The organism is uncultured Flavonifractor sp., assembly GCF_944383115.1.
GTDB lineage: Bacteria > Bacillota > Clostridia > Oscillospirales > Oscillospiraceae > Flavonifractor.
This window is the reverse complement of record NZ_CALWOJ010000022.1, coordinates 1-23635: the sequence shown is the minus strand read 5'-3', so window position 1 is coordinate 23635 and position 23635 is coordinate 1. Positions and strand designations below refer to the sequence as shown.

Annotated in this window: 23 protein-coding genes; 13 read left to right on the top strand and 10 right to left on the bottom strand. The window is 63.1% G+C overall.

The genetic code is table 11. The annotated features are described in order from the left end of the window. Positions 1 to 696: 3-deoxy-7-phosphoheptulonate synthase (locus Q0K43_RS04360; protein ID WP_297289346.1), on the bottom strand; the 696-nt coding region annotated here is incomplete at its 3' end. 449 nt (positions 697 to 1145) lie between these two features. On the opposite strand from Q0K43_RS04360, the gene Q0K43_RS04355 reads away from it, so the two are divergent. Then, positions 1146 to 3677: an S-layer homology domain-containing protein gene (locus tag Q0K43_RS04355; RefSeq protein ID WP_297289345.1), complete on the top strand. Its 2532-nt coding sequence runs from the start codon at positions 1146 to 1148 to the stop codon at positions 3675 to 3677. Between the two features lie 60 nt (positions 3678 to 3737). Here Q0K43_RS04355 and Q0K43_RS04350 read toward each other — a convergent pair whose 3' ends face one another. Further along, entirely contained in the window at positions 3738 to 5108 is a 1371-nt protein-coding gene (locus Q0K43_RS04350; protein WP_297289344.1) for an MATE family efflux transporter, read from the bottom strand. 137 nt (positions 5109 to 5245) lie between these two features. On the opposite strand from Q0K43_RS04350, the gene dpsA reads away from it, so the two are divergent. Both dpsA and Q0K43_RS04340 read left to right on the top strand, forming a co-directional pair. Next, positions 5246 to 6118 carry a dipicolinate synthase subunit DpsA gene (gene dpsA, locus Q0K43_RS04345; protein WP_297289343.1) on the top strand — a complete coding sequence of 291 codons (873 nt, stop codon included), beginning with the start codon at positions 5246 to 5248 and terminating at the stop codon, positions 6116 to 6118. Between the two features lie 2 nt (positions 6119 to 6120). Beyond that, on the top strand, positions 6121 to 6705 hold the full coding sequence (locus tag Q0K43_RS04340; protein ID WP_297289342.1) for a dipicolinate synthase subunit B: 585 nt from the start codon (positions 6121 to 6123) through the stop codon (positions 6703 to 6705). A 44-nt stretch (positions 6706 to 6749) separates the two neighbouring features. Here the strand turns inward: Q0K43_RS04340 and Q0K43_RS04335 are convergent, their stop codons facing one another. Continuing rightward, a complete protein-coding gene (locus tag Q0K43_RS04335) occupies positions 6750 to 7958 on the bottom strand; it encodes an NADP-dependent isocitrate dehydrogenase (protein WP_297289341.1) in 1209 nt (402 codons plus the stop codon). Between the two features lie 170 nt (positions 7959 to 8128). Here Q0K43_RS04335 and Q0K43_RS04330 point away from each other — a divergent pair, with 170 nt between their 5' ends. The 4 genes from Q0K43_RS04330 to Q0K43_RS04315 all read left to right on the top strand — a co-directional run bounded on the left by Q0K43_RS04330 (position 8129) and on the right by Q0K43_RS04315 (position 11206). Then, positions 8129 to 9448 (top strand): MATE family efflux transporter, encoded by a 1320-nt coding sequence (locus tag Q0K43_RS04330; protein ID WP_297289340.1) that lies wholly within the window; start codon positions 8129 to 8131, stop codon positions 9446 to 9448. A 73-nt stretch (positions 9449 to 9521) separates the two neighbouring features. Continuing rightward, positions 9522 to 10535, top strand: a complete 1014-nt coding sequence (gene asnA / locus Q0K43_RS04325) for an aspartate--ammonia ligase (protein WP_297289339.1) — start codon at positions 9522 to 9524, stop codon at positions 10533 to 10535. A gap of 16 nt (positions 10536 to 10551) precedes the next feature. Then, positions 10552 to 10962: a DUF3842 family protein gene (locus Q0K43_RS04320; RefSeq protein WP_297289338.1), complete on the top strand. Its 411-nt coding sequence runs from the start codon at positions 10552 to 10554 to the stop codon at positions 10960 to 10962. Between the two features lie 64 nt (positions 10963 to 11026). Further along, the gene (locus Q0K43_RS04315) at positions 11027 to 11206 is read left to right on the top strand and encodes a hypothetical protein (RefSeq protein WP_297289337.1); all 180 of its coding nucleotides are present in this window, start codon (positions 11027 to 11029) and stop codon (positions 11204 to 11206) included. A 35-nt stretch (positions 11207 to 11241) separates the two neighbouring features. Here the strand turns inward: Q0K43_RS04315 and Q0K43_RS04310 are convergent, their stop codons facing one another. Then, positions 11242 to 12330: a hypothetical protein gene (locus Q0K43_RS04310; protein ID WP_297289336.1), complete on the bottom strand. Its 1089-nt coding sequence runs from the start codon at positions 12328 to 12330 to the stop codon at positions 11242 to 11244. Between the two features lie 68 nt (positions 12331 to 12398). After that, a complete protein-coding gene (locus Q0K43_RS04305; protein WP_297289335.1) occupies positions 12399 to 13304 on the bottom strand; it encodes a selenium metabolism-associated LysR family transcriptional regulator in 906 nt (301 codons plus the stop codon). 72 nt (positions 13305 to 13376) lie between these two features. Here Q0K43_RS04305 and selD point away from each other — a divergent pair, with 72 nt between their 5' ends. The 5 genes from selD to udk all read left to right on the top strand — a co-directional run bounded on the left by selD (position 13377) and on the right by udk (position 16846). Next, positions 13377 to 14420 (top strand): selenide, water dikinase SelD, encoded by a 1044-nt coding sequence (gene selD / locus Q0K43_RS04300; RefSeq protein WP_297289334.1) that lies wholly within the window; start codon positions 13377 to 13379, stop codon positions 14418 to 14420. Between the two features lie 207 nt (positions 14421 to 14627). Then, complete coding sequence (gene yedE, locus Q0K43_RS04295; protein ID WP_297289333.1) at positions 14628 to 15701, top strand: YedE family putative selenium transporter; 1074 nt, start codon at positions 14628 to 14630, stop codon at positions 15699 to 15701. Between the two features lie 10 nt (positions 15702 to 15711). Beyond that, positions 15712 to 15915 (top strand): sulfurtransferase TusA family protein, encoded by a 204-nt coding sequence (locus tag Q0K43_RS04290; protein ID WP_297289332.1) that lies wholly within the window; start codon positions 15712 to 15714, stop codon positions 15913 to 15915. Beyond that, positions 15893 to 16153 carry a DUF3343 domain-containing protein gene (locus tag Q0K43_RS04285; RefSeq protein WP_297289331.1) on the top strand — a complete coding sequence of 87 codons (261 nt, stop codon included), beginning with the start codon at positions 15893 to 15895 and terminating at the stop codon, positions 16151 to 16153. Before Q0K43_RS04290 ends, Q0K43_RS04285 begins: the two co-directional genes overlap by 23 nt. A 75-nt stretch (positions 16154 to 16228) precedes the next feature. Next, on the top strand, positions 16229 to 16846 hold the full coding sequence (gene udk, locus Q0K43_RS04280; RefSeq protein WP_297289330.1) for a uridine kinase: 618 nt from the start codon (positions 16229 to 16231) through the stop codon (positions 16844 to 16846). Positions 16847 to 16902: 56 nt separating this feature from the next. Here the strand turns inward: udk and Q0K43_RS04275 are convergent, their stop codons facing one another. From Q0K43_RS04275 to Q0K43_RS04255, 5 genes are all read right to left on the bottom strand, one after another. Further along, entirely contained in the window at positions 16903 to 19500 is a 2598-nt protein-coding gene (locus Q0K43_RS04275; RefSeq protein WP_297289329.1) for a M56 family metallopeptidase, read from the bottom strand. 6 nt (positions 19501 to 19506) lie between these two features. Continuing rightward, the gene (locus Q0K43_RS04270; RefSeq protein ID WP_297289328.1) at positions 19507 to 19866 is read right to left on the bottom strand and encodes a BlaI/MecI/CopY family transcriptional regulator; all 360 of its coding nucleotides are present in this window, start codon (positions 19864 to 19866) and stop codon (positions 19507 to 19509) included. A 121-nt stretch (positions 19867 to 19987) separates the two neighbouring features. Beyond that, positions 19988 to 20524: a hypothetical protein gene (locus Q0K43_RS04265; RefSeq protein WP_297289327.1), complete on the bottom strand. Its 537-nt coding sequence runs from the start codon at positions 20522 to 20524 to the stop codon at positions 19988 to 19990. Beyond that, complete coding sequence (locus Q0K43_RS04260; RefSeq protein ID WP_297289326.1) at positions 20521 to 22446, bottom strand: M56 family metallopeptidase; 1926 nt, start codon at positions 22444 to 22446, stop codon at positions 20521 to 20523. Before Q0K43_RS04260 ends, Q0K43_RS04265 begins: the two co-directional genes overlap by 4 nt. Positions 22447 to 22449: 3 nt before the next feature. Beyond that, positions 22450 to 22815 (bottom strand): BlaI/MecI/CopY family transcriptional regulator, encoded by a 366-nt coding sequence (locus Q0K43_RS04255; RefSeq protein ID WP_297289325.1) that lies wholly within the window; start codon positions 22813 to 22815, stop codon positions 22450 to 22452. A 170-nt stretch (positions 22816 to 22985) separates the two neighbouring features. On the opposite strand from Q0K43_RS04255, the gene Q0K43_RS04250 reads away from it, so the two are divergent. Beyond that, positions 22986 to 23635, top strand: a 650-nt coding sequence (locus tag Q0K43_RS04250; protein WP_297289324.1) for a DUF1846 domain-containing protein, incomplete at its 3' end; no start/stop codon positions are given.

Below are 23635 nucleotides of genomic sequence, written 5' to 3'. Positions count from 1 at the left end.
CACGTTCTCATTGCCCTCGGCCATGATATACTCGGCGGACATGATCCACTCCTCATAGGTGTTGGACAGGCCCCGCTTGAGCAGAATGGGCTTGCTCATCTTGCCCACTTCCTTGAGCAGCTCGAAGTTCTGCATATTGCGGGCGCCCACCTGGACCACGTCCACCTCCCGCTCGAAGAGGTCGGCCATCCGGGGGTCCATGATCTCGGTGACGATGGGCAGGCCGGTCTTGGCCCTGGCCTCCATCAGCAGCTCCAGGCCGGGGGCGCCCATGCCCTGGAAGGAGTAGGGGGAGGTGCGGGGTTTGAAGGCGCCCCCCCGGAGCAGGGCCGCCCCGGAACGCTTCACATCCTCGGCCACCGCGCAGATCTGCTCCTCACTCTCCACCGAGCAGGGGCCGGCAATGACGGAGAAGTTTCCGCCGCCGATTTTGGCGTTCCCTACGCTCACCACCGTATCCTCGGGGTGGAACTTGCGGTTGGCTTTCTTGTAGGGCTCCTGCACCCGCATAACCCGCTCCACGTTGGGGTTAATGGAGATCTTGTCCATATCCACGGCGGTGGTATCACCCACCAGGCCCAGAATGGTACAGCCCACGCCGTTGGTAATGCCTACCTCCAGGCCCAGCTGCTTCAGTTTCCCTACCAGATGTTCAATATCCGCCTGCCGCGTACCCGGCTTCATGACCACTACCATATGACACGCTCCCTTTCCGATACAAAAATAGGCGCCCATTGATGAGATCAATGAGCGCCCTGTCTGTGTTACAAGGTGATATCAGGCCCCACAGGGCCCACCCATTTTCTCCATCCCGCTATTTCCCCATGCCAAAAAAGCCGGCGCCCGTAAATCGAGCCCAGCCATAGGAAAACAGGAAGGATGCAGTTGTGAGGGGACATTGAACCATGCCCATACACCTCACTTTTCCAGGTTGCAGTCATTATACCCCGTCCAACCGGGGATTTCAACCGGGATTTTGTACAAATGCCGTCCCGGTTTTTGCAGCTTCCACCTCAGTTTCTCCCATATTATAGTTTTCCTACTGGTTTTCTATATTTTTCCCTTAACAGTCCCGGTCAATCCAGCTATACTTTGCAGCAATGCCCGGCACCGGGCATATAACAGATAACAGAAGAGGAGATCTTATGAACCCGAAGAGACGGTACATTGCGGCCGTTTTGGCCTCCACCCTGCTGGTCCTGCCGGCAGCCGGCCCTGCCGCCCAGGCGCTGGGGCTGCCCCTGGCCGACGGCGTGGCTATTGACGCCTCCACCTTTCCCGACGCCGCCTTCCGCGCCTGGCTGCTGGACGGGCGCAACCTGAGCGGCGCGGGCGCGGACAGCCTGCTCACCGCCGACGAGCTGGCCGCCATCCAGTCCCTGGATCTGTCCGGCCTGGGCATTGCCGACCTGGAGGGCATCCAGGTCTTTACCGCCCTGAAGCGGCTCAACGTCCGGAACAACACCCTGACCGAGCTGGATCTGTCCGCCAATACGGCTCTCACCAGCCTGGACGCCGGCTTCAACCGGCTGACGGAGCTGGAGCTGTCCACCCATCCCGCCCTGCGCTTCCTGCACATTAACTACAATCAGCTCTCCCAGCTGGATCTCAGCGCCAATTTGGCCCTGGAGGGGGGCGGCTTTATCGCCGAGGACAATAACCTGCTGAAGGTGATCCTGCCGGTCCTCCCCACCATGACGGTGACCGCTGACAGCTTCCGGGTCCAGAACCCCGCTCCCGGCTATGACCGGGTGGTGTGGTCCCTGGATGAGGCGGGCCTCCAGCCGGTGGAGGAGTCCTTCCAGGCCAACGGCCAGACCCTGTACGGCAAGCGGATTGCCAACCAGTACACCATCTACTTCTCCGCCAACGACGGCCGGGGCCACACCGCTCCGGTGCAGGCGGTGTACGATCAGGAGACTACCCTCACCCCCAACGGCTTTACCCGTTACGGCTACACCTTCCAGGGCTGGAATACCCTGAGTTGGGGCGCGGGAGATTCCTATACCGACGGCCAGTCGGTGACCAACCTGTCCGGCATCCATCAGGGGGATCGGATCACCCTCTATGCCCAGTGGAAACCGGTGAACTACACCATTTCCTTTGACGCCAACGGCGGCCAGGGCAATATGGAGTCCGCCGACGCGGTATACGACCAGGCTGCCACCCTGCCCGACTGCGGCTTTACCAATGACGGGATGGAGTTTGCCGGCTGGGCCACCGAGGCCGGCGGCCCCGTCCGCTATCTGCCCCAGGACAGCGTCAAGAACCTGAGCATGGACGAGGGCGGCGAGGCCACCCTCTACGCCGTGTGGAAGACCCCGGTGGCCGAGGAGCAGGAGACCCGCCTGACCCGGCTCCAGCAGGCCTTTGGCAGCTACTCCTCCCAGAACTACGCCGCCCAGGACTGGGCTACCCTGTCCGGCCACTACGCCCAGGCCGCCGACGCCATCCGGGACGAGTCGGACAATGACGCCATGGACACCCTGGTGACCGATTGCGTTTCCGCCATGTCTCAGGTACCCGCCCTGGACGAACGGGCCCAGGAGGTGGCTCAGGGCTGGCAGGCCGCCCTTTCCCCCTCGGTGGGCACTGAGCTGACCAGGCTGGCCGGTCTGGCCCAGCAGAAGCAGGCCGCCGTCTCCGCCCTCCGGACCGCCTATCAGGGTTACGATCTCACTGAATACACCTACGACGGCCAGGCCGCTCTCCTCTCCGCCCTGGAGCAGGCCGTCCAGGCCGTGGAGGGCGCAGAGGACCAGTCCCAGGTCCAGGCCGCCCACGATCACGGTCTCACCGCTATGGCCCAGGTGCCCAACGCCGAGGGCGAGACCCCCGAGCTGCCCCCTCAGCCGGAAACTCCCGATGAACCGGACGGCCCCGGCAACTCCGGAAATACCGGCAGCGGCGGCTCCGGCGGCGGTTCTTCCGGCGGCGGCTCCAATAACGGCTCCTCCGGCGGCGGTTCCAATAACGGCTCCTCCGGCGGCTCCGGCAGCGGCGGCTCCGGTAATGAGGATTCCGACGATTCCCAGGATTCCAACACCGTCACCATTACCGACGACAAGACCGGCACGGTGACCAAGGTGACCACCGGCGCCGACGGCTCCGTGGAGGCGGTGGTGACCGTACCCCAGGGGGTGGACTCCGTGGTGGTGAACATCCCCTGCACGCCTGCTGCGGGTACCGTGGCCCTGCTGGTGGAGGAGGACGGCTCCACCCAGATTCTGTCCAAGTCCACCGTGACTGCCGACGGCCTGGCCGTCCGGCTGGACGGCTCCGCCAAGCTCCGTCTGACGGACAACAGCAAGTCCTTCTCCGACGTGGAGGCGGGCTCCTGGTACGCCGACAGTGTGAACTGGGCGGCCCAGGCCGGCATCGTCCAGGGCGTGGCTCCCGGCTCCTTTGCCCCCCACGCCCCCCTGACCCGGGAGAGCCTGGCCGTCCTGCTCTACCGCTATGCCGAGCAGCAGGGTCTGGATCTGTCCGCCCGGTCTGAGCTGTCCGGCTTTGCCGACAGCGGCGCTGTCTCCGCCTGGGCGGAGGAAGCCCTGGCCTGGGCCTGCGCCAACGGGCTGCTGGAGGGGGACGGCGGTTCCCTTCGTCCCGGCGCCACTTGCACCCGGGCTGAGGCCTCGGTCATTCTGGAGCGATTCGCCGCCCTGCTGACCGCCTGAGGCACTTTCTTCTGAACAAACGCGCCCCTGAGGAACTAAGCTCCTCAGGGGCGCGTTTTGTCAGATGTGGATGTGTGCGTTCTGCGGCTCTCCCGCCGGCATATGCCGCAGCAGCTGCCGCAGGCACAGGACGAAGAGAACCGAGCTGATGGACCAGGTGAGGGGATAGGCCCAGTAGACCACCCGGATATCAGGGATGACCCGTACGGTAAGGGTGATGTAGGTGATCCGCAGGGCGCACCACACGCTGAGCATGATGGCCATAGGCACGATGGGCCGGCCCATGCCCCGGAGGATACCGGCACAGCAGTGGGAGAAGGACAGCAGGCAGTAGAACAGGGACACCGTGCGGGCGTAGGCCACGCCGAAGGCCACCACTTCCGGCTCGCTGTTGAAGGCGGCCACCAGCAGCGGGGAGGCCAGGAAGATGACCCCGCCGATGGCCTCCGCCAGCAGGGGGCTGCACAGCAGGCCGAAACGCATCCCCGCCCGCACCCGGTCGAAGCGGTGGGCGCCCAGGTTCTGGCTGACGAAGGTGGACAGGGCCAGGGCGAAGCAGGTCACCGGCAGGAATGCGAAGCCCTCGATGCGGCTGTAGGCCCCGCAGCCAGCCATAGCGGCGGAGTCAAAGGCGTTGATGTTGGCCTGGACGATGACGTTGGCCAGGGAGACCACCGAATTCTGCACCCCGGAGGGGATGCCCAGGGTGATGATCTGTCTGAAGGTTGGCCCTTCAAAGCGTACCCGCCGCCAGTTGACCTGATAGCCCGCCTTGGTGAGGGTCAGCTTGCGGAAGGCCAGGAAGGCGGACAGGCACTGGCTGAGGATGGTGGCCAGGGCGGCGCTGCCCACCCCCATACCCAGCCCCGCCACAAAGAGCAGGTCCAGCACCACGTTGGTGAGGGAGGCGGCGATGAGGTACTTCATGGGGCTGCGGCTGTCCCCCACCGACTGGAGGATGCTGGCCCCCATGTTGTAGAGCACCACGGCGGAGGAACCGAAGAAGTAGATGCGGAAATAGAGAATGGAGTTGTCTATCACATCGGCGGGGGTGCCGATCCACTGGAGGATCTGCGGTGTCAGGATTACCCCCACCACCGTCAGAATCACGCCTGCCGTCAGGCCCAGGGCTACAGTGGTGTGGACGGCCCGTTCCATATTGTCGTCGTCCTCCGCCCCGTAGTACCGGGCAATCAGCACCCCGGCGCCCAGGGACACGCCGTTGATGAAGCCTATCATCAGCATGATCATGCTGCTGGTGGAGCTGACCGCCGCCAGAGCGGACCGGCCGATGAAGTTGCCCACGATAAGGGAGTCCACCGCGTTATAAAGCTGCTGAAACAGGTTGCTGAAAAAGATGGGCAGGGCGAAGGTCAGCATCTTTCTGGGAACGCTGCCTTCGGTCAGGCGATTTTGTTGGTTCCGGTCCATTGGGTCCATCTCCGCTCTCTCTGAATCTGTCTCTTATTATTAGCCTGGGAAAGAAAAAAGTCAAGGCAGCGGCCTCCAGTCACCCTTTCCCGGCGGCGGAATAGGATGGAGCAGTCACTGGGAACGGAGGGCTTACCATGAGACATGAACTGAACCTGTGGGTGGCGGGCGGGGATCTGCGTCAGGCCGAACTGGCCCAGCTGCTGGCCGCCGACGGCCACACGGTACATACCTGGGCCCTGGAGGGCCACGGCCCTCTGGCGGGGGTACAGATGGAAACCGACTCGGCGGGTGTGGAACTGGCCGACTGCCTCATCCTGCCCCTGCCGGCAGAGGAGGAGGGCGGCCTGCTCCACGCCCCCCTGTCCGATCAGCCCCGGAAACTGGAGGAGCTGCTCTCCCCCCTGCGGCCCGGTCAGCTGGTGTGCGCCGGAATGGTGGGTCCCGCCCTCACCTCCCTGGCCGCGGGGCGGCAACTGATCCTTCAGGACTACTTTGCCCGGGAGGAGCTGGCGGTGGCCAATGCGGTGCCTACCGCAGAAGGGGCCATCCAGATCGCGCTGGAGGAACTGCCCATCACCCTCCACGGCGCCCGGGTGCTGGTCATAGGCTTCGGGCGGGTAGGCAAGGCCCTGTCCCAACGTCTGGCAGGACTGGGCGCCAAGGTGAGCGTGGCCGCCCGCAAGTGGTCCGACCTGGCCTGGGCAGAGAGCTGCGGCTACTGCGGGGAGCAGACGGAGCATCTGGCGGGCTGGCTGTGCGGGTACGACCTGGTGGTCAACACCGTTCCCGCCCTGGTGCTGGGCCTCACGGAACTTGCCGATCTGAAACCGGGCTGTCTGGTCATCGATCTGGCCTCCAAGCCGGGCGGGGTGGACTTTGAGGCGGCGGCCCGACTGGGAGTCAAGGCCATCTGGGCCCTGTCCCTGCCGGGCAAGGTGGCGCCGGTAACGGCTGGCCGGTGTATCCAGACCACCATTTATAACATTCTGCGGGAATTGGGAGTGTGAGCATGGAACAAGTGAAGGTTGGATTCGCCTTTTGCGGGTCCTTTTGTACATTGAGTACGGCTATGGCCGCCCTGGAACAGGTGAAGGCCCGGTTTGGGGACGTGACCCCTATCGTATCGGAGGCCGCCGCCGCCAACGACACCCGGTTTGGCCCGGCCCATGAGTTTATGCGGGAGATGGAGCGCATCTGCGACAAGCGGGTCATCGACTCCCTGGTGAAGGCGGAGCCCATCGGCCCCAAAAAGCTGCTGGATGTGCTGGTCATCTGCCCCTGCACCGGCAACACCCTGGCAAAGCTGGCAAACGGCATTACCGACTCCACCGTCACCCTGGCCGCCAAGGCCCATCTGCGCAACGGCCGCCCACTGGTGATCTGTCCCGCCACCAATGACGCCCTGGCCGCCTCGGCCAAAAACATCGGGGCCCTGCTGGACAAAAAACACGTCTACTTCGTCCCCTTCCGGCAGGACGATCCCCAGGGCAAGCCCACCTCTCTGGTGGCCGACTTCTCCCTGGTACCCGACACCATCGCCGCCGCCCTGGAGGGCCGCCAGCTCCAGCCCCTGCTGCTGGGCAGCCCGGCCTGAGGGCAAAAAAAGCCTGCCGCAATGCGGCAGGCTTTTTTGTGTACTTACGCTTCCAGCCTAGCCCGGATGGCCTTCAGGAAGTCCAGGGAGTTGACGCCCTGTGCGGGAGTCTCGCCCTCCCACAGGCCAACCAGATCCTTGGTCATGACGCCGCCCTCGATGGTGTCGATGGTGGCCTTCTCCAGCTTGTCGGCAAAGGCCATCAGGTCGGCATTGCCGTCCAGCTCGCCCCGCTTGCGCAGGGCACCAGACCAGGCGAAGAGGGTGGCCACCGGGTTGGTGGAGGTCTCCTCCCCCTTCAGGTACTTGTAGTAGTGGCGGGTGACGGTGCCATGAGCGGCCTCGTACTCGTACTTGCCGTCGGGGCTGACCAGCACGGAGGTCATCATGGCCAGAGAACCGAAGGCGGTGGACACCATGTCGCTCATCACGTCGCCGTCGTAGTTCTTGCAGGCCCAGATGAAGCCACCCTGGGAGCGGACCACGCGGGCCACAGCGTCGTCAATGAGGGTGTAGAAGTACTCGATGCCCAGCGCGTCAAACTTGGCCTTGTACTGCTCGTCAAAGATCTCCTGGAAGATGTCCTTGAAGGTGTGGTCGTACTTCTTGGAAATGGTGTCCTTGGTGGCAAACCACAGGTCCTGCTTGGTGTCGATGGCGTACTGGAAGCAGGCGTGGGCAAAGGAGCGGATGGAGCTGTCCTTGTTGTACTGGCCCTGAAGCACGCCGCCGCACTCGAAGTCATAGATGGTCTGGCGGAACTGCTCCTTGCCGTCCTCGCCGGTGAACACCAGCTCGGCCTTGCCGGGGCCGGGCACCCGGTACTCGGTGGACTTGTACACGTCGCCGTATGCGTGACGGGCGATGGTGATGGGTTTTTTCCAGGTCTTGACCACCGGGGAGATGCCCTTTACCATGATGGGGGCCCGGAACACGGTACCGTCCAGAATGGCACGAATGGTGCCGTTGGGGGACTTCCACATCTGGGAGAGCTTGTACTCCTCCACCCGCTGGGCGTTGGGGGTGATGGTGGCGCACTTGACCGCCACGCCGTACTTCTTGGTGGCCTCGGCGGAGTCCACGGTCACCTGGTCGCCGGTCTCTTCCCGGTGGGGCAGGCCCAGATCGTAATACTCGGTCTTCAGGTCGATGAAGGGCAGGAGCAGCTCGTCCTTGATCTGCTGCCACAGCACCCGGGTCATCTCGTCGCCGTCCATCTCCACCAGGGGAGTGGTCATCTGAATCTTTTCCATGGTCTCCTCCTTATGTATTCCTGCAATTTCGGAAAAAATTATACCTCCAATCCGGCGAAAAGGCAAGCGGCATCTCCCACACAATCCTGTACGTTTTGCCCATTGCGGCCCTCTCGCCGCCGGTAGTATACTTTTTGGGTATGTAACCCAACCAGAGAGAGGGAACCTCCGTGTTCAACAAGCAAGCCCTGAAAAAACTCATCATCCCCCTGATCATCGAGCAGTTTCTGGCCGTCATGGTGGGCATGGCCGACATCATGATGGTGTCCTCCGCCGGAGAGGCCGCCGTGTCCAGCGTGGCCCTGGTGGACCTGATCAACGTGCTCATCATTAACGTCTTTTCCGCCCTGGCCACCGGCGGCGCGGTAGTGTGTGCCCAGTCCATCGGGGCGGAAAACCTGGACCGGGCCAACCGGGCCGCCAATCAGCTCATGTACATCGTCACCGCCGCCTCCCTCATTATCATGGCCCTGTCCCTGGCCTTCTGCCGTCCCCTGCTGGGGCTGCTCTTCGGCCGGGTGGAGCCCGCCGTTATGGAGGGCGCGGTGACCTACTTCATCATCTCCGCACTGTCCTACCCCTTCATCGCCCTGTACAACGGCTGCGCCGCCCTGCTGCGGTCCATGGGCAACTCCAAGGCCTCCATGTACGTCTCGGCCTGGATGAACGGGCAGAACGTGGTGGGCAACGCCATCTTTGTGTTCGGCTTCCACCGGGGTGTGGACGGCGTGGCCCTGTCCTCCCTGTTTTCCCGCATCGTGGCCGCGGCCATCATGCTGGTACTCCTCCACAGCCGCCACAACCCCGTGCGGATATCCGGCCTGCTCAAGTTCCGGTTTGAGCCGTCCATGATGGGCCGTATTCTCCGCATCGGCGTGCCCAACGGGTTGGAGAACTGCTTCTTCCAGCTGGGCCGGGTGCTGCTGGTAAGCCTGATCTCCACCTTCGGCACCGCCCAGACCGCCGCCAACGCGGTGGCCAACAACATCGACAACTTCGGCGTCATCCCCGGTACCGCTATGGGCCTGGCCCTCATCACGGTGGTGGGACAGTGCGTGGGGGCCGAGGCCTGGGACCAAGTCCGCGCCTACACCGTCAAGCTGGTGAAGATGACCTACCTCTTTACCTGGATTCTCAACGGTGCTTTGCTGCTGGGCCTGCCCCTGATCCTCATGCTGTACAGCCTGACCCCAGAGACCCAGTGGTATGCCACGGTACTGATCTTCATTCACAACGGCTGCGCCATGCTGTTCTGGCCCATGGCCTTCACCATGCCCAACGCCCTGCGGGCCACCGGCGACGTGAAGGTGCCTATGGTCATCTCCATCTGCTCCATGATTATCGTACGGCTGGGATGCAGCTATATCCTGGGGGGTCACTTCGGCCTGGGGGTCATCGGCGTGTGGATCGCCATGGTGGGGGACTGGATGGTGCGTATCTTCTTCTTTGTCCTCCGTGCCCGGCAAAAGCTGTGGCTGGAACACCGGTAAGGGGTTGTGCATCCCACGCTTTTCCTGTATAATGTGTTACATTGTATCTGCCAGATAAAAGGAGTGCTGCATCATGCTGCAAACCGTGATCCCCCAGGGGTACGCCCCCTGTCTCAATCTATATGACACTCAGAAGGCCATCGGTCTTTTGAAGCGGCTCTTTGAGGACACCCTGGGGGGCGCCCTCCACCTGCGCCGGGTGTCCGCCCCCCTGTTCGTGGAGGCCTCCACCGGCCTCAACGACGACCTCAACGGCGTGGAGCGTGCGGTGTCCTTCGACATCCCCGACGCCGGACGGGACGCCCAGGTAGTCCACTCCCTGGCCAAGTGGAAGCGCATGGCCCTGTACCGCTACCAGTTCTCTGTAGGCGAGGGCCTGTACACCGACATGAACGCCATCCGCCGGGACGAGGAGCTGGACAATCTTCACTCGGTCTATGTGGACCAGTGGGACTGGGAGAAGGTCATTGCCCCCCGAGACCGGACGGTGGACTATCTGAAGGCCACCGTCACCACCATCGTGAAGGCTATGGCGGAGACCCAGTCCACCCTGCGCTCCGTCTTCCCCCAGCTCACCGCCCTGCCCCAGCTGGACACTGACGTGTCCTTTGTCACCACCCAGGAGCTGGAGGATCGCTGGCCCGACCTCACCCCCAAGGAGCGGGAGGACGCCTGGGTACAGACTCACCCCACCACCTTCCTCATGGGCATCGGCGGCGCCCTCAAGTCGGGCAAGCCCCACGATGGCCGGGCTCCCGACTACGACGACTGGAACCTGAACGGCGATATTCTGGTGTGGAACCCGGTGCTGGAGCGGGCCTTCGAGGTGTCCTCCATGGGCATCCGGGTGGACCCCGCCGCCATGGACCGGCAGCTCACCATCGCCGGCTGCGACAGCCGCCGGGCGCTGCCCTTCCACAAGATGCTGCTGGAGGGCAAGCTGCCCCTCACCATCGGCGGCGGTATCGGCCAGTCCCGGCTGTGTATGCTGCTGCTGGGCAAGGCCCACATCGGCGAGGTCCAGGCCAGCGTCTGGGATGAGCAGACCATCCAGGCCTGCCAGGACGCAGGCGTTATTCTGCTGTAAGACGGGAGGGACTGCTATGGAACTTCTGGTCGTGGACGGCCAGGGCGGCCGGATTGGCCAGCAGCTGGTACGGGCCATTACCACCCGCCACCCACAGCTGAAGGTCTTTGCGGTGGGTACCAATGGTCTGGCCACCGCCGCCATGCTGAAGGGGGGCGCCTCTCAGGGGGCCACCGGAGAAAACGCTCTGCTGGTGGCCTGCCGCCGGGCGGATGTGATATTGGGGCCTCTGGGCATCGTCATTGCCGACGCCCTGCTGGGGGAAATCTCCCCGGCTATGGCGGTGGCGGTGGGCCAGTCTCCCGCCAAAAAGATTCTCATCCCCATGAATCAGTGCGACAACATCGTGGCCGGGGTGGAGGATCTGCCGGTGGGCAAGCTGCTGGACAGCGCCCTGGAGGAGCTGGACCAGCTGCTGAACGCCTGAACGGCGCATAGAATGGATCGCGGAGCCACGCTCCGCGATCTTTTTTCAAAAGGAGTTGCTTCCTGTGAAGCAGATCTTACACTGCATTATGCAGGTGCAGAATCTGGTCACGCTGATCCTGACCATCGCCTTTCTCCACCTGGCTATTTCGGGCAGAGTGGCCGCCGACCAGTTCCTCACCATCTTTTCTGTGGTGATCGCCTTCTATTTCGGCAGTCAGGCCCAGAAAAATCAGTCTGCATAGAAAAGCGGCCGCCTTCCGGCGGCCGCTTCTCTTTTTTACCCCTGCCCCAACAACGCAAAGGCTTCAATGATTTCCTCCCCCCGGGCGTGGACCCGGTCAAAGTCCACATGGGGGTTGTAGATGGCCTCCAGCTCGTCGTGCATGGCTTTGGCCTGGGCCAGGGAGTCCACACCTTCCTCCATGAGGGCGGCAGCCACCTTCCGGGCAAACCGCAGCCTGGCCCGGCTGCGTCGCAGCAGCTCCGGATCGGCCATGGCGTCCAGCCGGATGCGGCGGTGGGGCCGGTGAGGCCAGGGCTGCTCCGGCGTGGTGCTGACAAAGGCCAGGGAGAGGGAGGGGATCAGCAAGTGGGCCATCCGGTCGGGGAACATGGGATCGGGGCAGGCCACCACGTCGTAACCTGCCGCCATGGCCCCGGCGGCCAGGCAGGTGAGCATGGTGTGGGCCAGGCCGTAGCTGTCGGCCAGTTCATACACCTTGCCGCACTGGGCCTCCACCGTGCCGTACTCCCGCAGCACTCCCTGCCAGGTGACCGCCCCTAAAAACCGCTGAACCGCCCGGCCGGGCTGTTCTCCCGCTCCCTTGATCTCCCGGGACAGGATGCCTCTGGCCCGCTTGGCCAATTTGGCCTCCAGGGCGGGGGTGAGCAGCAGGGCGCGCACGTCCTCCTCCAGCTGGGCGGCGGCGGTAAGGCAGCGGTAGGCCCGGCTGTAGCAGGCTTTATAGCCCTTCATGCATCCCTTCAATTCAGTCCCCACCGCCTGGAGGGCCTCCCGGTCATAGCAGGCCCCCAGGTCCACATAGCTCTCCACCAGGCCGGGATATTTGGGCTCCACCACATGGGGGGCAGTGCCGTCCACCACCGCCGCACCCAGGGCAGGGATGATGACCGCGTCCAGGGAATCGGGATCACCGGAACAGCGGATGTACTCCACAGTGTGGCCTCGCTCCTCCATGGCCCGCCCCACCTGCTTCATCAGGGTGGACTTGCCGCAGCCCGGCCCGCCCTTCAAAATACGGATGTCCCGGGCCTTCTCCGGGTCCAGCATCTGATCGTACAGGGAATAAAAACCGGTTGGGGCGTTGGCGCCCAAATAGTAACAGATCTTTGCCTCTGCTTCCATAAAAAGACCCTCCAAGAGTAAGTTTCTCACTCTCAGGGTATGCTTTAGCAGGTTGGCCGGTGCGGCGGTCACGCCCCATCCCGGTAAAAATAGCGCAATTCCTCCACCAGCATGGCCGCCGCCGGGGACAGGGGGCTGGACCGCCGGTAAAGCAGGTAAAACTGCCGCTCCAACAGAGGGCTTTCCGGAGCAAAGACCAGGATCTTCCCCTCCTGGGCCGCCTCTTTGGCGGCCCATTCCGACAGGATGGAGATACCCAGCCCGTTCTTCACCCCCTGGAGGATGCTCTCGGTACTCTCCAGCTGGGCGGCCAGCGTGAGGGATTTGGGTTCCAGACCCACACCCTTCAGGTACTGCTCGGCCTGCTTGCGGGTACCTGACCCCGGCTCCCGCATAAGAAAGGGGGCCCGTCTCAGGATCTCCGGCGTCATTTGTCCCTCCAGTCTCCGGTACTCCGGGGCATTGGGGGTGGCGATGACCAGCCGCTCGGCCAGAAAGGGGACGCACAGCAGCCCGGCCCGCTGCACCGGAGCCCCCACCAGGCCCAGCTCCGCCCCGTTTTCCATCATCCACTGGGCCACCTGGCCGCTGTCTCCCTGCCGGATCTGGAAAAACACCTGGGGATATCGCTGCCGCAGCAGGGGCAGCACCTGGGGCAGCAGATACTGGGACGGCACGGTGGATGCGGCGATGGACAGGGTACCGGCAATGGAGGAGGTTGCGGTACGCACATCCTGGGCCGCCCGCTGGCACAGACCCAAAATCTCGGCGGCATAACGGCTCAGCACCCGGCCGCCGGCGGTGAGACGCAGCTCCTTGGTGGAGCGCACCACCAGTTTGGCCCCCAGTTCCTCCTCCAGGGCCGCCACATGGGCACTGACCGTGGGCTGGGTGAGGTAGAGGGCCTCCGCCGCCTTGGAGAAGCTGCGCTGCCGGGCCACCTGCAAAAATACTTCCAGTTGTTTCAGCTGCATAATAAGCCTCCGATTGCTTTTTTTCCACGTTTGGGATACACTGATAGTATCCACATCAAAGGGGGTGACGAGATGCCGTATGAGAAGCTGCGCCTGACCGCCATGACCACGGCCGGTGGGTGAGGCGCCAAAATAGGGCCGGGTGTCCTAAGGAACGTATTGGCGGGCCTGCCCAAAACGGCAGACCCCAACCTGCTGGTAGGCTATGACTCCAGCGACGACGCCGCCGTCTACAAGGTCAGTCCCGACCTTGCCATGATCCAGACGGTGGACTTCTTCCCTCCGGTGGTGGACGACCCCTATACCTTCGGGCAGATCGCCGCCACCAACGCCCTCTCCGACGTGTACGCTATGGGGGGCGAGCCCCGGCTGGCCATGAATCTGCTGGCCTTCCCCTCCTGCCTGCCGGTGGAGGCGGTGGGGGATATTCTGGCCGGCGGGGCCTCCAAGGTGACTGAGGCCGGCGCGGTCATCGCCGGCGGCCACAGCATTGAGGATCAGGAACCCAAGTACGGCCTGTGCGTCACGGGCCTGGTCCATCCCCGCCGCATCCTCACCAACAGCGGGGCCAAAGTGGGAGATATCCTGGTGCTGACCAAGGCGCTGGGCACCGGCATCCTGTCCACCGCCGCCAAGGCGGAGCTGCTGGACGAGGCCGACTACAAGCAGATGGTGGAACTGATGACCACCCTCAATAAGTACGCCGCCCAGGCGGCAGGCGGGATCTCCATCAGCGCCTGCACTGACATCACCGGCTTCGGTCTGGCCGGCCATGTGAAGGAGATGGCGGAGGGGAGCGGTACCACCATGGAACTGTGGGCAGGCAAGATCCCCATTGTGCCCCGCGCGCTGGAACTGGCCCGGGACGGGATCATTCCCGGCGGAGCTTACCGCAACATGGACTTTGCCGCAGCCGACACCCTGGAGGACCCTGCCGTTCCCCGGGAGGTGCTGGACTGTCTCTACGATCCCCAAACCGCCGGCGGGCTGCTGTTCAGCGTGCCAGAGCGCCAGCTCCAAACCCTTATGGGCCGGATGATGGACGCCGGCGTACCCGCCGCAGCGGTGGGCGCGGTGCGCCCCAGGGGCGAGAAGCTGCTCCATATCAAGCCATAGCCATTTCCACGCAGAGGCGTGCCGCAGAATGCTGCGGCACGCCTTTGTCTTGTTCCGCCCCCTATTATAAATCACTTTATAGATGTTCTCTATATCTTTCATTGATTTTATGGAAAATCTGTATTTCAATTTTTTGTGCCGGGGGGCTATAATCCCGTTAGAGAAAGAAGTTTTTGCTTTCCTGAAAATTTTTGAGAGGTGTTGTGTGTGACAAAATTCAAGGGACACCTGCCGGTCATTCTGGCCGGGCTGGTGGTAGGCATCGCCTCGGTGGTGCTGGTTGCCCTGGGCAACCCGGTAAACATGGGCTTCTGCATCGCCTGCTTCCTGCGGGACATCGCCGGCGGCGTGGGGATGCACCGGGCCGCCATCGTGCAGTACATCCGGCCCGAGATCATCGGTCTGGTGCTGGGCGCCATGATCATGGCCCTGGCGGGCAAAGAGTTCAAGGTGCGGGGCGGCTCCTCCCCCATGACCCGGTTCGTGCTGGGCTTCTGCGTCATGGTGGGTGCCCTCATGTTCCTGGGCTGCCCCCTGCGGATGGTCATCCGCCTGGGCGGCGGCGACGGAAATGCCATTCTGGGCCTGGTGGGCTTCATCATCGGCATCTTCGTGGGCACTCTGTTCCTGAAGGCCGGCTTCTCCCTCAAGAAGTCCCAGCCTCAGCCCAAGATCGAGGGCCTGCTCATGCCCGCCGTCAACGTGGGCCTGCTCATTCTGGTGATTGCCGCCCCCGCCTTTATCTTCTTCTCCGTGGAGGGCCCCGGCTCCATGCGGGCTCCCATCGCCGCCGCCCTCATCGCCGGTCTGGTGGTGGGCGCCATTGCCCAGCGCAGCCGCCTGTGCATGGCCGGCGGTATCCGTGACGCCATGATGCTCAAGGACTTCCACCTGCTGATGGGCTTCGTGGCCATCTTCGTTGCCGTGCTGGTGGGCAACCTGATCGTGGGCGGTATGGGCCTCAAGGGCGGCTTCAACCCCGGCTTTGCCGGTCAGGCCGTGGCCCACACCGACGGACTATGGAACCTGCTGGGCATGGTGCTGGTGGGTCTGGGCTCCGTGCTGCTGGGGGGCTGCCCCCTGCGCCAGCTCATCCTCTCCGGCAGCGGCAACAGCGACTCCTCCGTGGCCGTGCTGGGCATGGTGGTGGGTGCCGCCTTCTGCCACAACTTCGGCCTGGCCTCCTCCACCGACGGCCCCAGCTTTGCCGGTAAGGTGGCCGTTATCATCGGTCTGGTCCTGGTCTGCGCCATTGGCGCGGGCAATACCAAGAAAGCGTGAGGTGAACGGTATGAATCAAGTGGACGCCAGAGGCTATTCCTGCCCGGAACCGGTACTCATGACCAAAAACGCCCTGAAAAACGGCACCCCCCTGGTGGTGCTGGTGGACAATGAAACCCCACTCCAGAACGTGCGCCGGTTTGCCGCCAACAACGGCTACCAGGTAAGCTGGAAAGAGGTGGGGGAGGACTATGAGATCACCATCACCAAATGAGGCGTACATCGCCACCTTCCACACCCACTTCGGGGCCCTCACCTTCCACAAGAAGCTGAAAGGCCTGGGAGACAACGCGGTGATGATGCCGGTACCTCGCAAGCTGTCCGCCTCCTGCGGCACCTGCGTGCAGTTCTCCCTCCCCTTCGACCCCGCCTGGGCCGACGAGGATCTGGAGGCGGTCTACCTCCATGCGGACGGGAACTACCGCCTGCTCTTTGAAAACGAAGAAAGCTGAGAAATCCCCCCGGATGTCTTGTAGCATCCGGGGGGATTATGCTATACTAAATAAAAAAATGGGGGAGCGGACGCAATGGACACCATGATCATCGGCATCGCCGGGGGTACCGGCTCCGGCAAAACCACCCTGACGCTGGGTCTGAAGGAGCGGTTTGGGGATGCGGTCTCCATCCTCTACCACGACAACTACTACAAGCAGCACGATGAGATGCCCTATGAGGAGCGGTGCCAGCTCAACTACGACCACCCGGACGCCTTTGACACCCAGCGTCTGGTGGACGACCTGGACGCTCTGCGCCGGGGGGAGACGGTGTACAGCCCCACCTACGACTACACCATGCACAACCGGGCCGCCGAGACGGTGGAGGTCCGCCCCGCCAAAGTCATCCTGGTGGAGGGCATCCTCATCTTTGTGGAGCCCGCCCTGCGGGAGCGGATGGACATCAAGCTCTTTGTGGATACCGACGCCGACGTGCGCATTCTCCGCCGCATCATGCGGGACGTGAAGCAGCGTGGCCGCTCCCTGGACTCGGTGGTGCAGCAGTACCTCACCACCGTCAAGCCCATGCACGAGCAGTTTGTGGAGCCCTCCAAGCGGTACGCCGACCTGATCGTACCCGAGGGCGGCCGCAACCAGGTGGCTATGGACATGATCATTCAGCGCATCCGCAGCCATATCGCCCTGGAGTAACGATTTTCCTAAAAAACGGGACCTGCCTGCCGGCAGGCCCCGTTTTTATTTGTCCGCTATGCCCCCTGCGCCTTCTCCAGGGTGCAGATATAGGTCAGCGTCCCGTCCTTGTATTGGTATATGCCGTCCTCTCCATCCACACGGGTCTGCACCATGTTGCTATATTCCCGTTGGATATTGCCTATTAGGCCGGTGTAGTCGGCATATTCCGCCCCCAACTCCTGGACAACATCTATCTTGTGGACCTCATTTCCATACAAATCATAGATGATCAGGTTCTTTTCCTCACCCGCGGGCCAGGCCAGGGCCTCATAGATGCCGTCACCGTCTAGATCATGCACCTCCACGTTTTGCTCCTGGAGTACGGCGGTCAGCCAGAGGTAGAACTGGATATCCTCTGTCCACCAGGAGGTGGTGATCCCATCCCGCATATAATCGATCATGATCTGTCCCACCTCCCCGCCGGGGGTGAAGCAGAAGAAGCTGTCCTCATCCAGCACCAAGCTGAGATTGCCGGGCAGGGCATAGAAGCCCTCTGGAAAGTCCTCTTGCCAGAGCATATCTTCTCCCATGGCCTGGAGCCATTCCCGCTCAGTGGTGCCTGCTGTCAGCGTCCGGACCTCCTGCCCGGTGGCAACCTCCAGTTGGCCGTCCCCCTGCTCCACTTGCTGACGCAGGGTCTGTTTGGCAGCCTGCATCCCCTCCCCGTTCTCCGGGGCAGGATCCTGTTCCGCCGGGGTGATCCGGCTGTCCGGGGTGAAGCTCTCCGCCATGAGAGCCAGCACCTTTGGTGCGGCAACGGCAGTGATGGTGAGCGGCTGGCCATCGGTGCCGCCGTCCTGCCATTGGATGGTGATCCTCCAGCAGCCCTCTGTCCCCTCCACATAGTAGTAACGGTAGTTCCAGCCGTCCCCCTGGGCCTCAAAGACTCGTCCGCTGTCACCGGCAGGGGTCATGCCTCGGGTATCCCCAGCCAGATAGTCGGCCAGGTTGGTCTTGGTATAGTCCACCGTAATGGCAGAGCCGGTGTCGTATTCGGACACCCATACGCTGTGGACAGGATCCGCCGACCACTGTGTCCAGGCCGACACCGGGATGTAGAGATACCAGCCGTCCCCGTCGTAGCGGCGGACCGGGACATTGATCTCCTGTTCCCCATCCGGGCCGAGCATCAAAACGTTCCAGTCCTTTACATGGAGGGGCAGGTCCAGACCCTGGTCCGTCACATACCAGTCGTAGATAGCCTCCTCATAGCTGTTGTGGTGGCCCAAAAACTCTATGTCGTCGTTGACGATCTGGTTGTAGAGAATATCGTAGGTGCCGTCCGGGTAGCGCAAGGAGACGATGTTGTGGCCCCCCTGGCCCTCCAGGTCGAACCAGCCGTCCTCCTGGTACATCCCGTCCGTCAAGGCGACCTCCTCTACAGGGGCGTCGATCTGCACCAGATAATGAAAGGTCCATGCCTCCAGGGTACCCTCCGGGGCCAGCCCTTCCACTTCACCCATCTTGTCCAGCCAGGCCACCTTGGTACCGGTAACCCGGGCGGTGGTCTCCTCACCGGAATAGGAGTAGTAGGTCACCTCTTTGGCCCTCTCCATTGTCTGTTGGGCAAAGTCCTCCATGCTCTCATACTGCCCGCTTTCCCCGGCCGGCGTCTGACTGGTCTGCCCCGCGGGATTGGCGGCGCAGGCGGCGATGACCGCCACGCAGGCCATGCAGGCCACAGCGGACAGCCACACCCGGGGCCGCTTCCACCGCAGCAGATTGCGGATGCGCCCCTCGGGGTTTCCCTCCCCGAAGGCCAGGGGGGTGCCGGCGATGGTGAGCCGTCCGGTGGCCAGGGTGAGCAGGGAGGCGGAATAGTCCGCCTTCACCTTCTCCCCCAGCTCCTTCACCACCGCCTCGTCGCACCGCATCTCCATGTCGCGGCCCGCCAGCACGAAGGCCGCCCACACCAGGGGATTGAACCAGTGCAGGCACAGGGCGGCGAAGGCCAGTACCTTCACCACATGGTCCCCGTGGCGGATGTGGTACTGCTCATGGCGAATGATATAGCCCATCTCCCCCTCGGTCAGGGTGGAGGGCAGATAGATCCGGGGCCGCACCAGTCCCAGCACAAAGGGCGTGGAAATATGGTCGGCCAGATAGAGGTTGTCCCTCAAATGCAGGCTGCCCACCAGCCTGCGCCGCAGCCGGAGCAGGGTAACGACGCTGTACCCCGCCATACCTGCCGCCCCAGTCAGCCACCCCCAGGCCGCCACAGCGGGCCAGTCCACACCGGGGATCGTCTTCTGTTCTTGCTCCACCGGCGTGACGGGGGGCGCGGAATCAAAGGCAGGGGCGTCAGGCTCCGCCATCTGGGTCTGGGGCAGCGTCTCCGGCTGCTGTTGAGGCTGCACATAGGTAAGGGTACTCACCGCCGGGCCGGCCTGTTTGACCGGGGCGTCCAGCACCCCCAGCAGAGAAAAGCCGGCGGACAGGGACACCGGACACAAAAGCCGGAACAGCACCGCCGCCCACAGGGCATAGGAAAAGACTTTGGGCGCCCGCTTCAGGGCCAGCCGTGCCGCCATCACGCACAGGATCACGATACCGGCGGTGAGGCTCATGTTCAGAAGGGCCGGGAACAGCGTCTGGGACAGGAATGCCGTCATCTCAGCTCACCCCCTGCTCTCATCAATAAGCCGCTGCAGCTGCGCGATCTCCTCCCGGGACAGCTTTTTCCGGCTGGTAAAGGCGGCCAGGAAGGCGGGCAGGGACCCGGAAAAGGCCTCCTCCACGAATTCCTCGCTCTGCCGGGCATAGAACTCCTCTTTGGACACCAGCGATGTCACCATCCCGTCCTGATTCTGAAAAATGCCCCGCTGGCACAGCCGCTTGAGTACCGTGTAGGTGGTGGACTTCTTCCAGCCCAGAACCTCCTCCGCCCGGCGCACCAGCTGGGTGGAGGTCATGGGTTCCCTCTGCCAGATGAGATCGGCAAAACGGGACTCCACCGCCCCCAGCTTCCAATCGCTCATAGGATCGCCTCCTTGGTCTACTGCTTGTCGTCCTTATCTGTAGTCTACAGCTTATAGACCACTCTGTCAATGAAAATTTGGTTACAAAAAAAGAACGGCCTGGAACTCCAGGCCGTCCTTTTTATGCAAATCGCTTCCGCAACTTGAAAAGCTGCCAGATGATGCAGAACACCACAATCAGCCACACCACCAGCACACCCGTCAGAATGAGCGTACCCAGGGTATCCCAGTCCTCCCAGGGCAGGGGCAGGCACATGAGGGTGCGCAGCACCGCGTCCACGTTGCGACAGGTTCGCAGGCCGCCCCCGTTTTCTCCCGCTCCATCCGCCAGGATGGCCAGGTCGGTGAGCAGCTGGAAGTGGAAATAGAGGCCGATGCAGGTGAGCAGCGCATTCAGCAGAAAAAATTGCCCTATCAGCGTCTCCCCGGCAGCCAGCACCGCCAGCCAGTCGGCCAACTCCCGCACACCCAGCAGGATACAGAAGGGAATAAGCAGGGGTAGGTCCCGCAGCTGATCCCCCAGCAGGATGATTGCGGAGAAAAAGAGCAGGTAGCCCACCCAGTTGGGCAGAAGATTCAGCGTGTTCAGATTAAAGTTCAGGTGGAGAAATACATAGCCCCAGGCAATTTTGGTCAGGCCCCGATAGGTACTGCTCATGGGACCACCTCCTCCGGTAGAGCCACGTAGATGTGGGTTCGATCCCCGTCCTCAACGGCCACCGCCAGGGCGGCGGGCATTTCGGTAAGGGTGAGGTTGGTTCCACTGGTAATCCCGGTGCTGGCCTGGACGGGATCCTCGTCCAGACTGCCGGGGTTCAGGGTAAAGGTGTAAAAGTTCTCCTCCAGAGCCTGGAGGGGATCCTCACCGGGCTGCATGGGAGCCACGGTGATGGGCAGGGAGACGGCCTCCCCCGTCTCGGCGGACACCAGCCGGGCCCCTACCCCCGTCCGAAGCTGTGTAAAAGAGAGATGTGGGAGGGGCTTGGGATCCAGATAGCCAGAGTCGGAGAAGGAGAAGGAGCCGTAGGAGGTGTCCCAGACAGTGCTGTCTCCCCACAGCCGGCACTGGAAGTCCACTTCCAGATAGAGCCCTTCTCCCTCCGCCGTATAGGTGGCATAGGGGGTGTCCGTGCTGGGGCAGAGCCACCAGTCCTCCCGCAGCTGTAGCGTCAGTTCCCCGACGGGTTCTACCGTCCAGTAGTCCCCCAGGGGCCGGATGGCCACGGACTGGTAAACAAGGCCCTGGGTCTCGTCATGGCTGAAGGGGGTGAAGAAGAGTACCCCGGTGTAGCCGCCCGCCCCGTCCGCCATGAGATTCATCACCGACCACTCCGCCTGCCAGGCGGGCCGGGACCACCGGAAATTCAATTTCCCGAAGATAGACCCTTCCAGATAATCATTTTCCACATTCTCAAATGGTTTCCCCACCGCCTGAACCGCCTGGGTCCGCTCCTCCTCCGGGGCCGTCATGGCGAAATAGACCGGGCTGTCGCACAGCACCGCCTTGGCATAGGTATCCAGCGCACCGGCCACGGTGGTGGGCCGGTTGAGCAGGGCGGCGGTCAGGGCAAAGGCCCCCCGCTGGTCATACTCAGGCACCGCCACCGCCCCGCCGGTCCCTGTCAGGCAGGTCACGGCCAGCATCACCGCCACGCACCCGGCTCCCAGGGCCACCCCCTTGGGGTAGCGTTTGAACCGGGCGATGGCCCCAATCCGGGCCTTGATGTTGCGGCCCCCGTTGGCCATAGAGGTGGTACCCGGGGCCCTGGCATGGCGATCATCCGCCATGGACAGCAGGATCACCCCGTATTCCCGCCGCTGCTCCCCCTCCAGCCGCTCCAGCACCCGCTGATCGCACAGGGCCTCGCAGTCGTTCTGGGCCCGGTTCCAGCAGTACCACAGCAGGGGGTTGCACCAGTGGAGGCAGCGCAGCAGGCAGATGCCCACTCCGGCCCACAAATCCCCGTATTTCAGGTGGAGCAGTTCGTGGAGCAGCACCTTGTCGTCCACCGCCCGCTCCGGCAGCACCAGTACCGGGGAGAGGGGACCGCATACAAAGGCGCTCTCCGTCTCCGCCAGCACGACTACCCGCCGGGGTACCTTCAGGCCGTACTGCCCCGCCACCCGCTCCAGCTGGGCCGTCACTTCAGGAGCGGGGGCCCTTCCCCCGGCCACCTTCCGGCGCAGGGCCAGATAAGTCAGCAGGAACCACAGCAGGGTAAGGATCACCCCCGCCACATAGAGGTAAAACAGCCAGTCGGTGATACTGGTTGGCAGAACAGGCCGGAGCAGCGGGACGGGGGCCGTCACCTCCGTCAGCGTATAGGGCTGGGTGAGGGTGGAGGACAGTTTGGCCTCCGCCGTCAGTTTGGCGGTCTCCAGCACCATCCGCCCCTCCGGCAGGAGGGATCGGCCCAGCAGCCCGGCGGGCAGCAATACCCGCAGGGCCAGAATGGCCCACACCCCGTACTGCCACCGGGGGGACAATTTGTCCAAAAAGAGCCGCTTGGCAATGAGCAGCACCGCCGCCGCTATGGACACGGTGAGGGTCTGCATCAGAAATGCCCAGATGTTTTCCACCGGTCATACCTCCATGTCGTCCAGCAGCTGTTTCAGCTCCTCCCGCTCCTGGGCGGTCAGCTTCTCCTCCTTCAAAAAGGCGGCCACCAGCTTGCCCGCCGAGCCCTGGTACACCCGGTCCAGCAGCCCCCGCCGCTCCTGGGCGGCACAGGCCTCCCGGTCCACCGCTGCCCGGTAGCGATGAGGCGCCTGGGTCTTGTGGATGGTCACCAGCCCCTTGGCCTCCATCCGGGTCAGATAGGTCAGCACCGTGTTGCGGCTCCATCCGGTGGCGGGCCGCAGCGCCTCCACCGCCTCGCCCAGAGCCAGCCCCTCCGGCGACGCCCACAGCGTCTCCAGCACCCGCCACTCCTTGTCGCTCAGCTTCATACGCAGCCCTCCTACAGCTGTAGTATTCATATAGATACTACAGCTGTAGGAGGGGTATGTCAACACTTTCGCAAAATTTTCCCCAAACAGAAAAAAAGCCTACAGAATGGGCCTGACTTGTGGTACAATAGCCGTTGAGTGAAATTTGCCAGAAGGGACGGAGACGGGATATGGACAAAATCGGTTTTGACAACCAAAAGTATCTGGAACTTCAGTCGGCCCACATCCGGGAACGGATCAGCCAGTTTGACAACAAGCTCTATTTGGAGTTTGGCGGCAAGCTCTTTGACGACCACCACGCCTCCCGGGTACTGCCGGGGTTTGAGCCGGACAGCAAGATCCGGATGCTCAAGGAACTGCGGGACTCGGTGGAAGTGGTCATTGCCATCTGCGCCAGCGATATTGAGAAGAACAAGGTGCGGGGCGACCTGGGCATTACCTATGACGTGGACGTGCTGCGTCTCATCGACGCCTTCCGAGGCGAGGGCCTGCTGGTAGGCAGCGTGGTCATCACCCAGTATGCCGGGCAGCCCGCCGCCGACGCATTCCAGCGGCGGATGGCCCATCTGGGGGTCAAGACCTACCTCCACTATCCCATTCCCGGCTATCCCCACAACACCGGCCTCATCGTCAGCGACGAAGGCTACGGTAAAAACGACTATATCGAGACTCAGCGTCCCCTGGTGGTGGTCACCGCCCCCGGCCCCGGCAGCGGCAAGATGGCGGTGTGCCTGTCCCAGTTGTACCACGAGTACAAGCGGGGGGTGAAGGCGGGCTACGCCAAGTTTGAGACCTTCCCCATCTGGAACCTGCCCCTCCA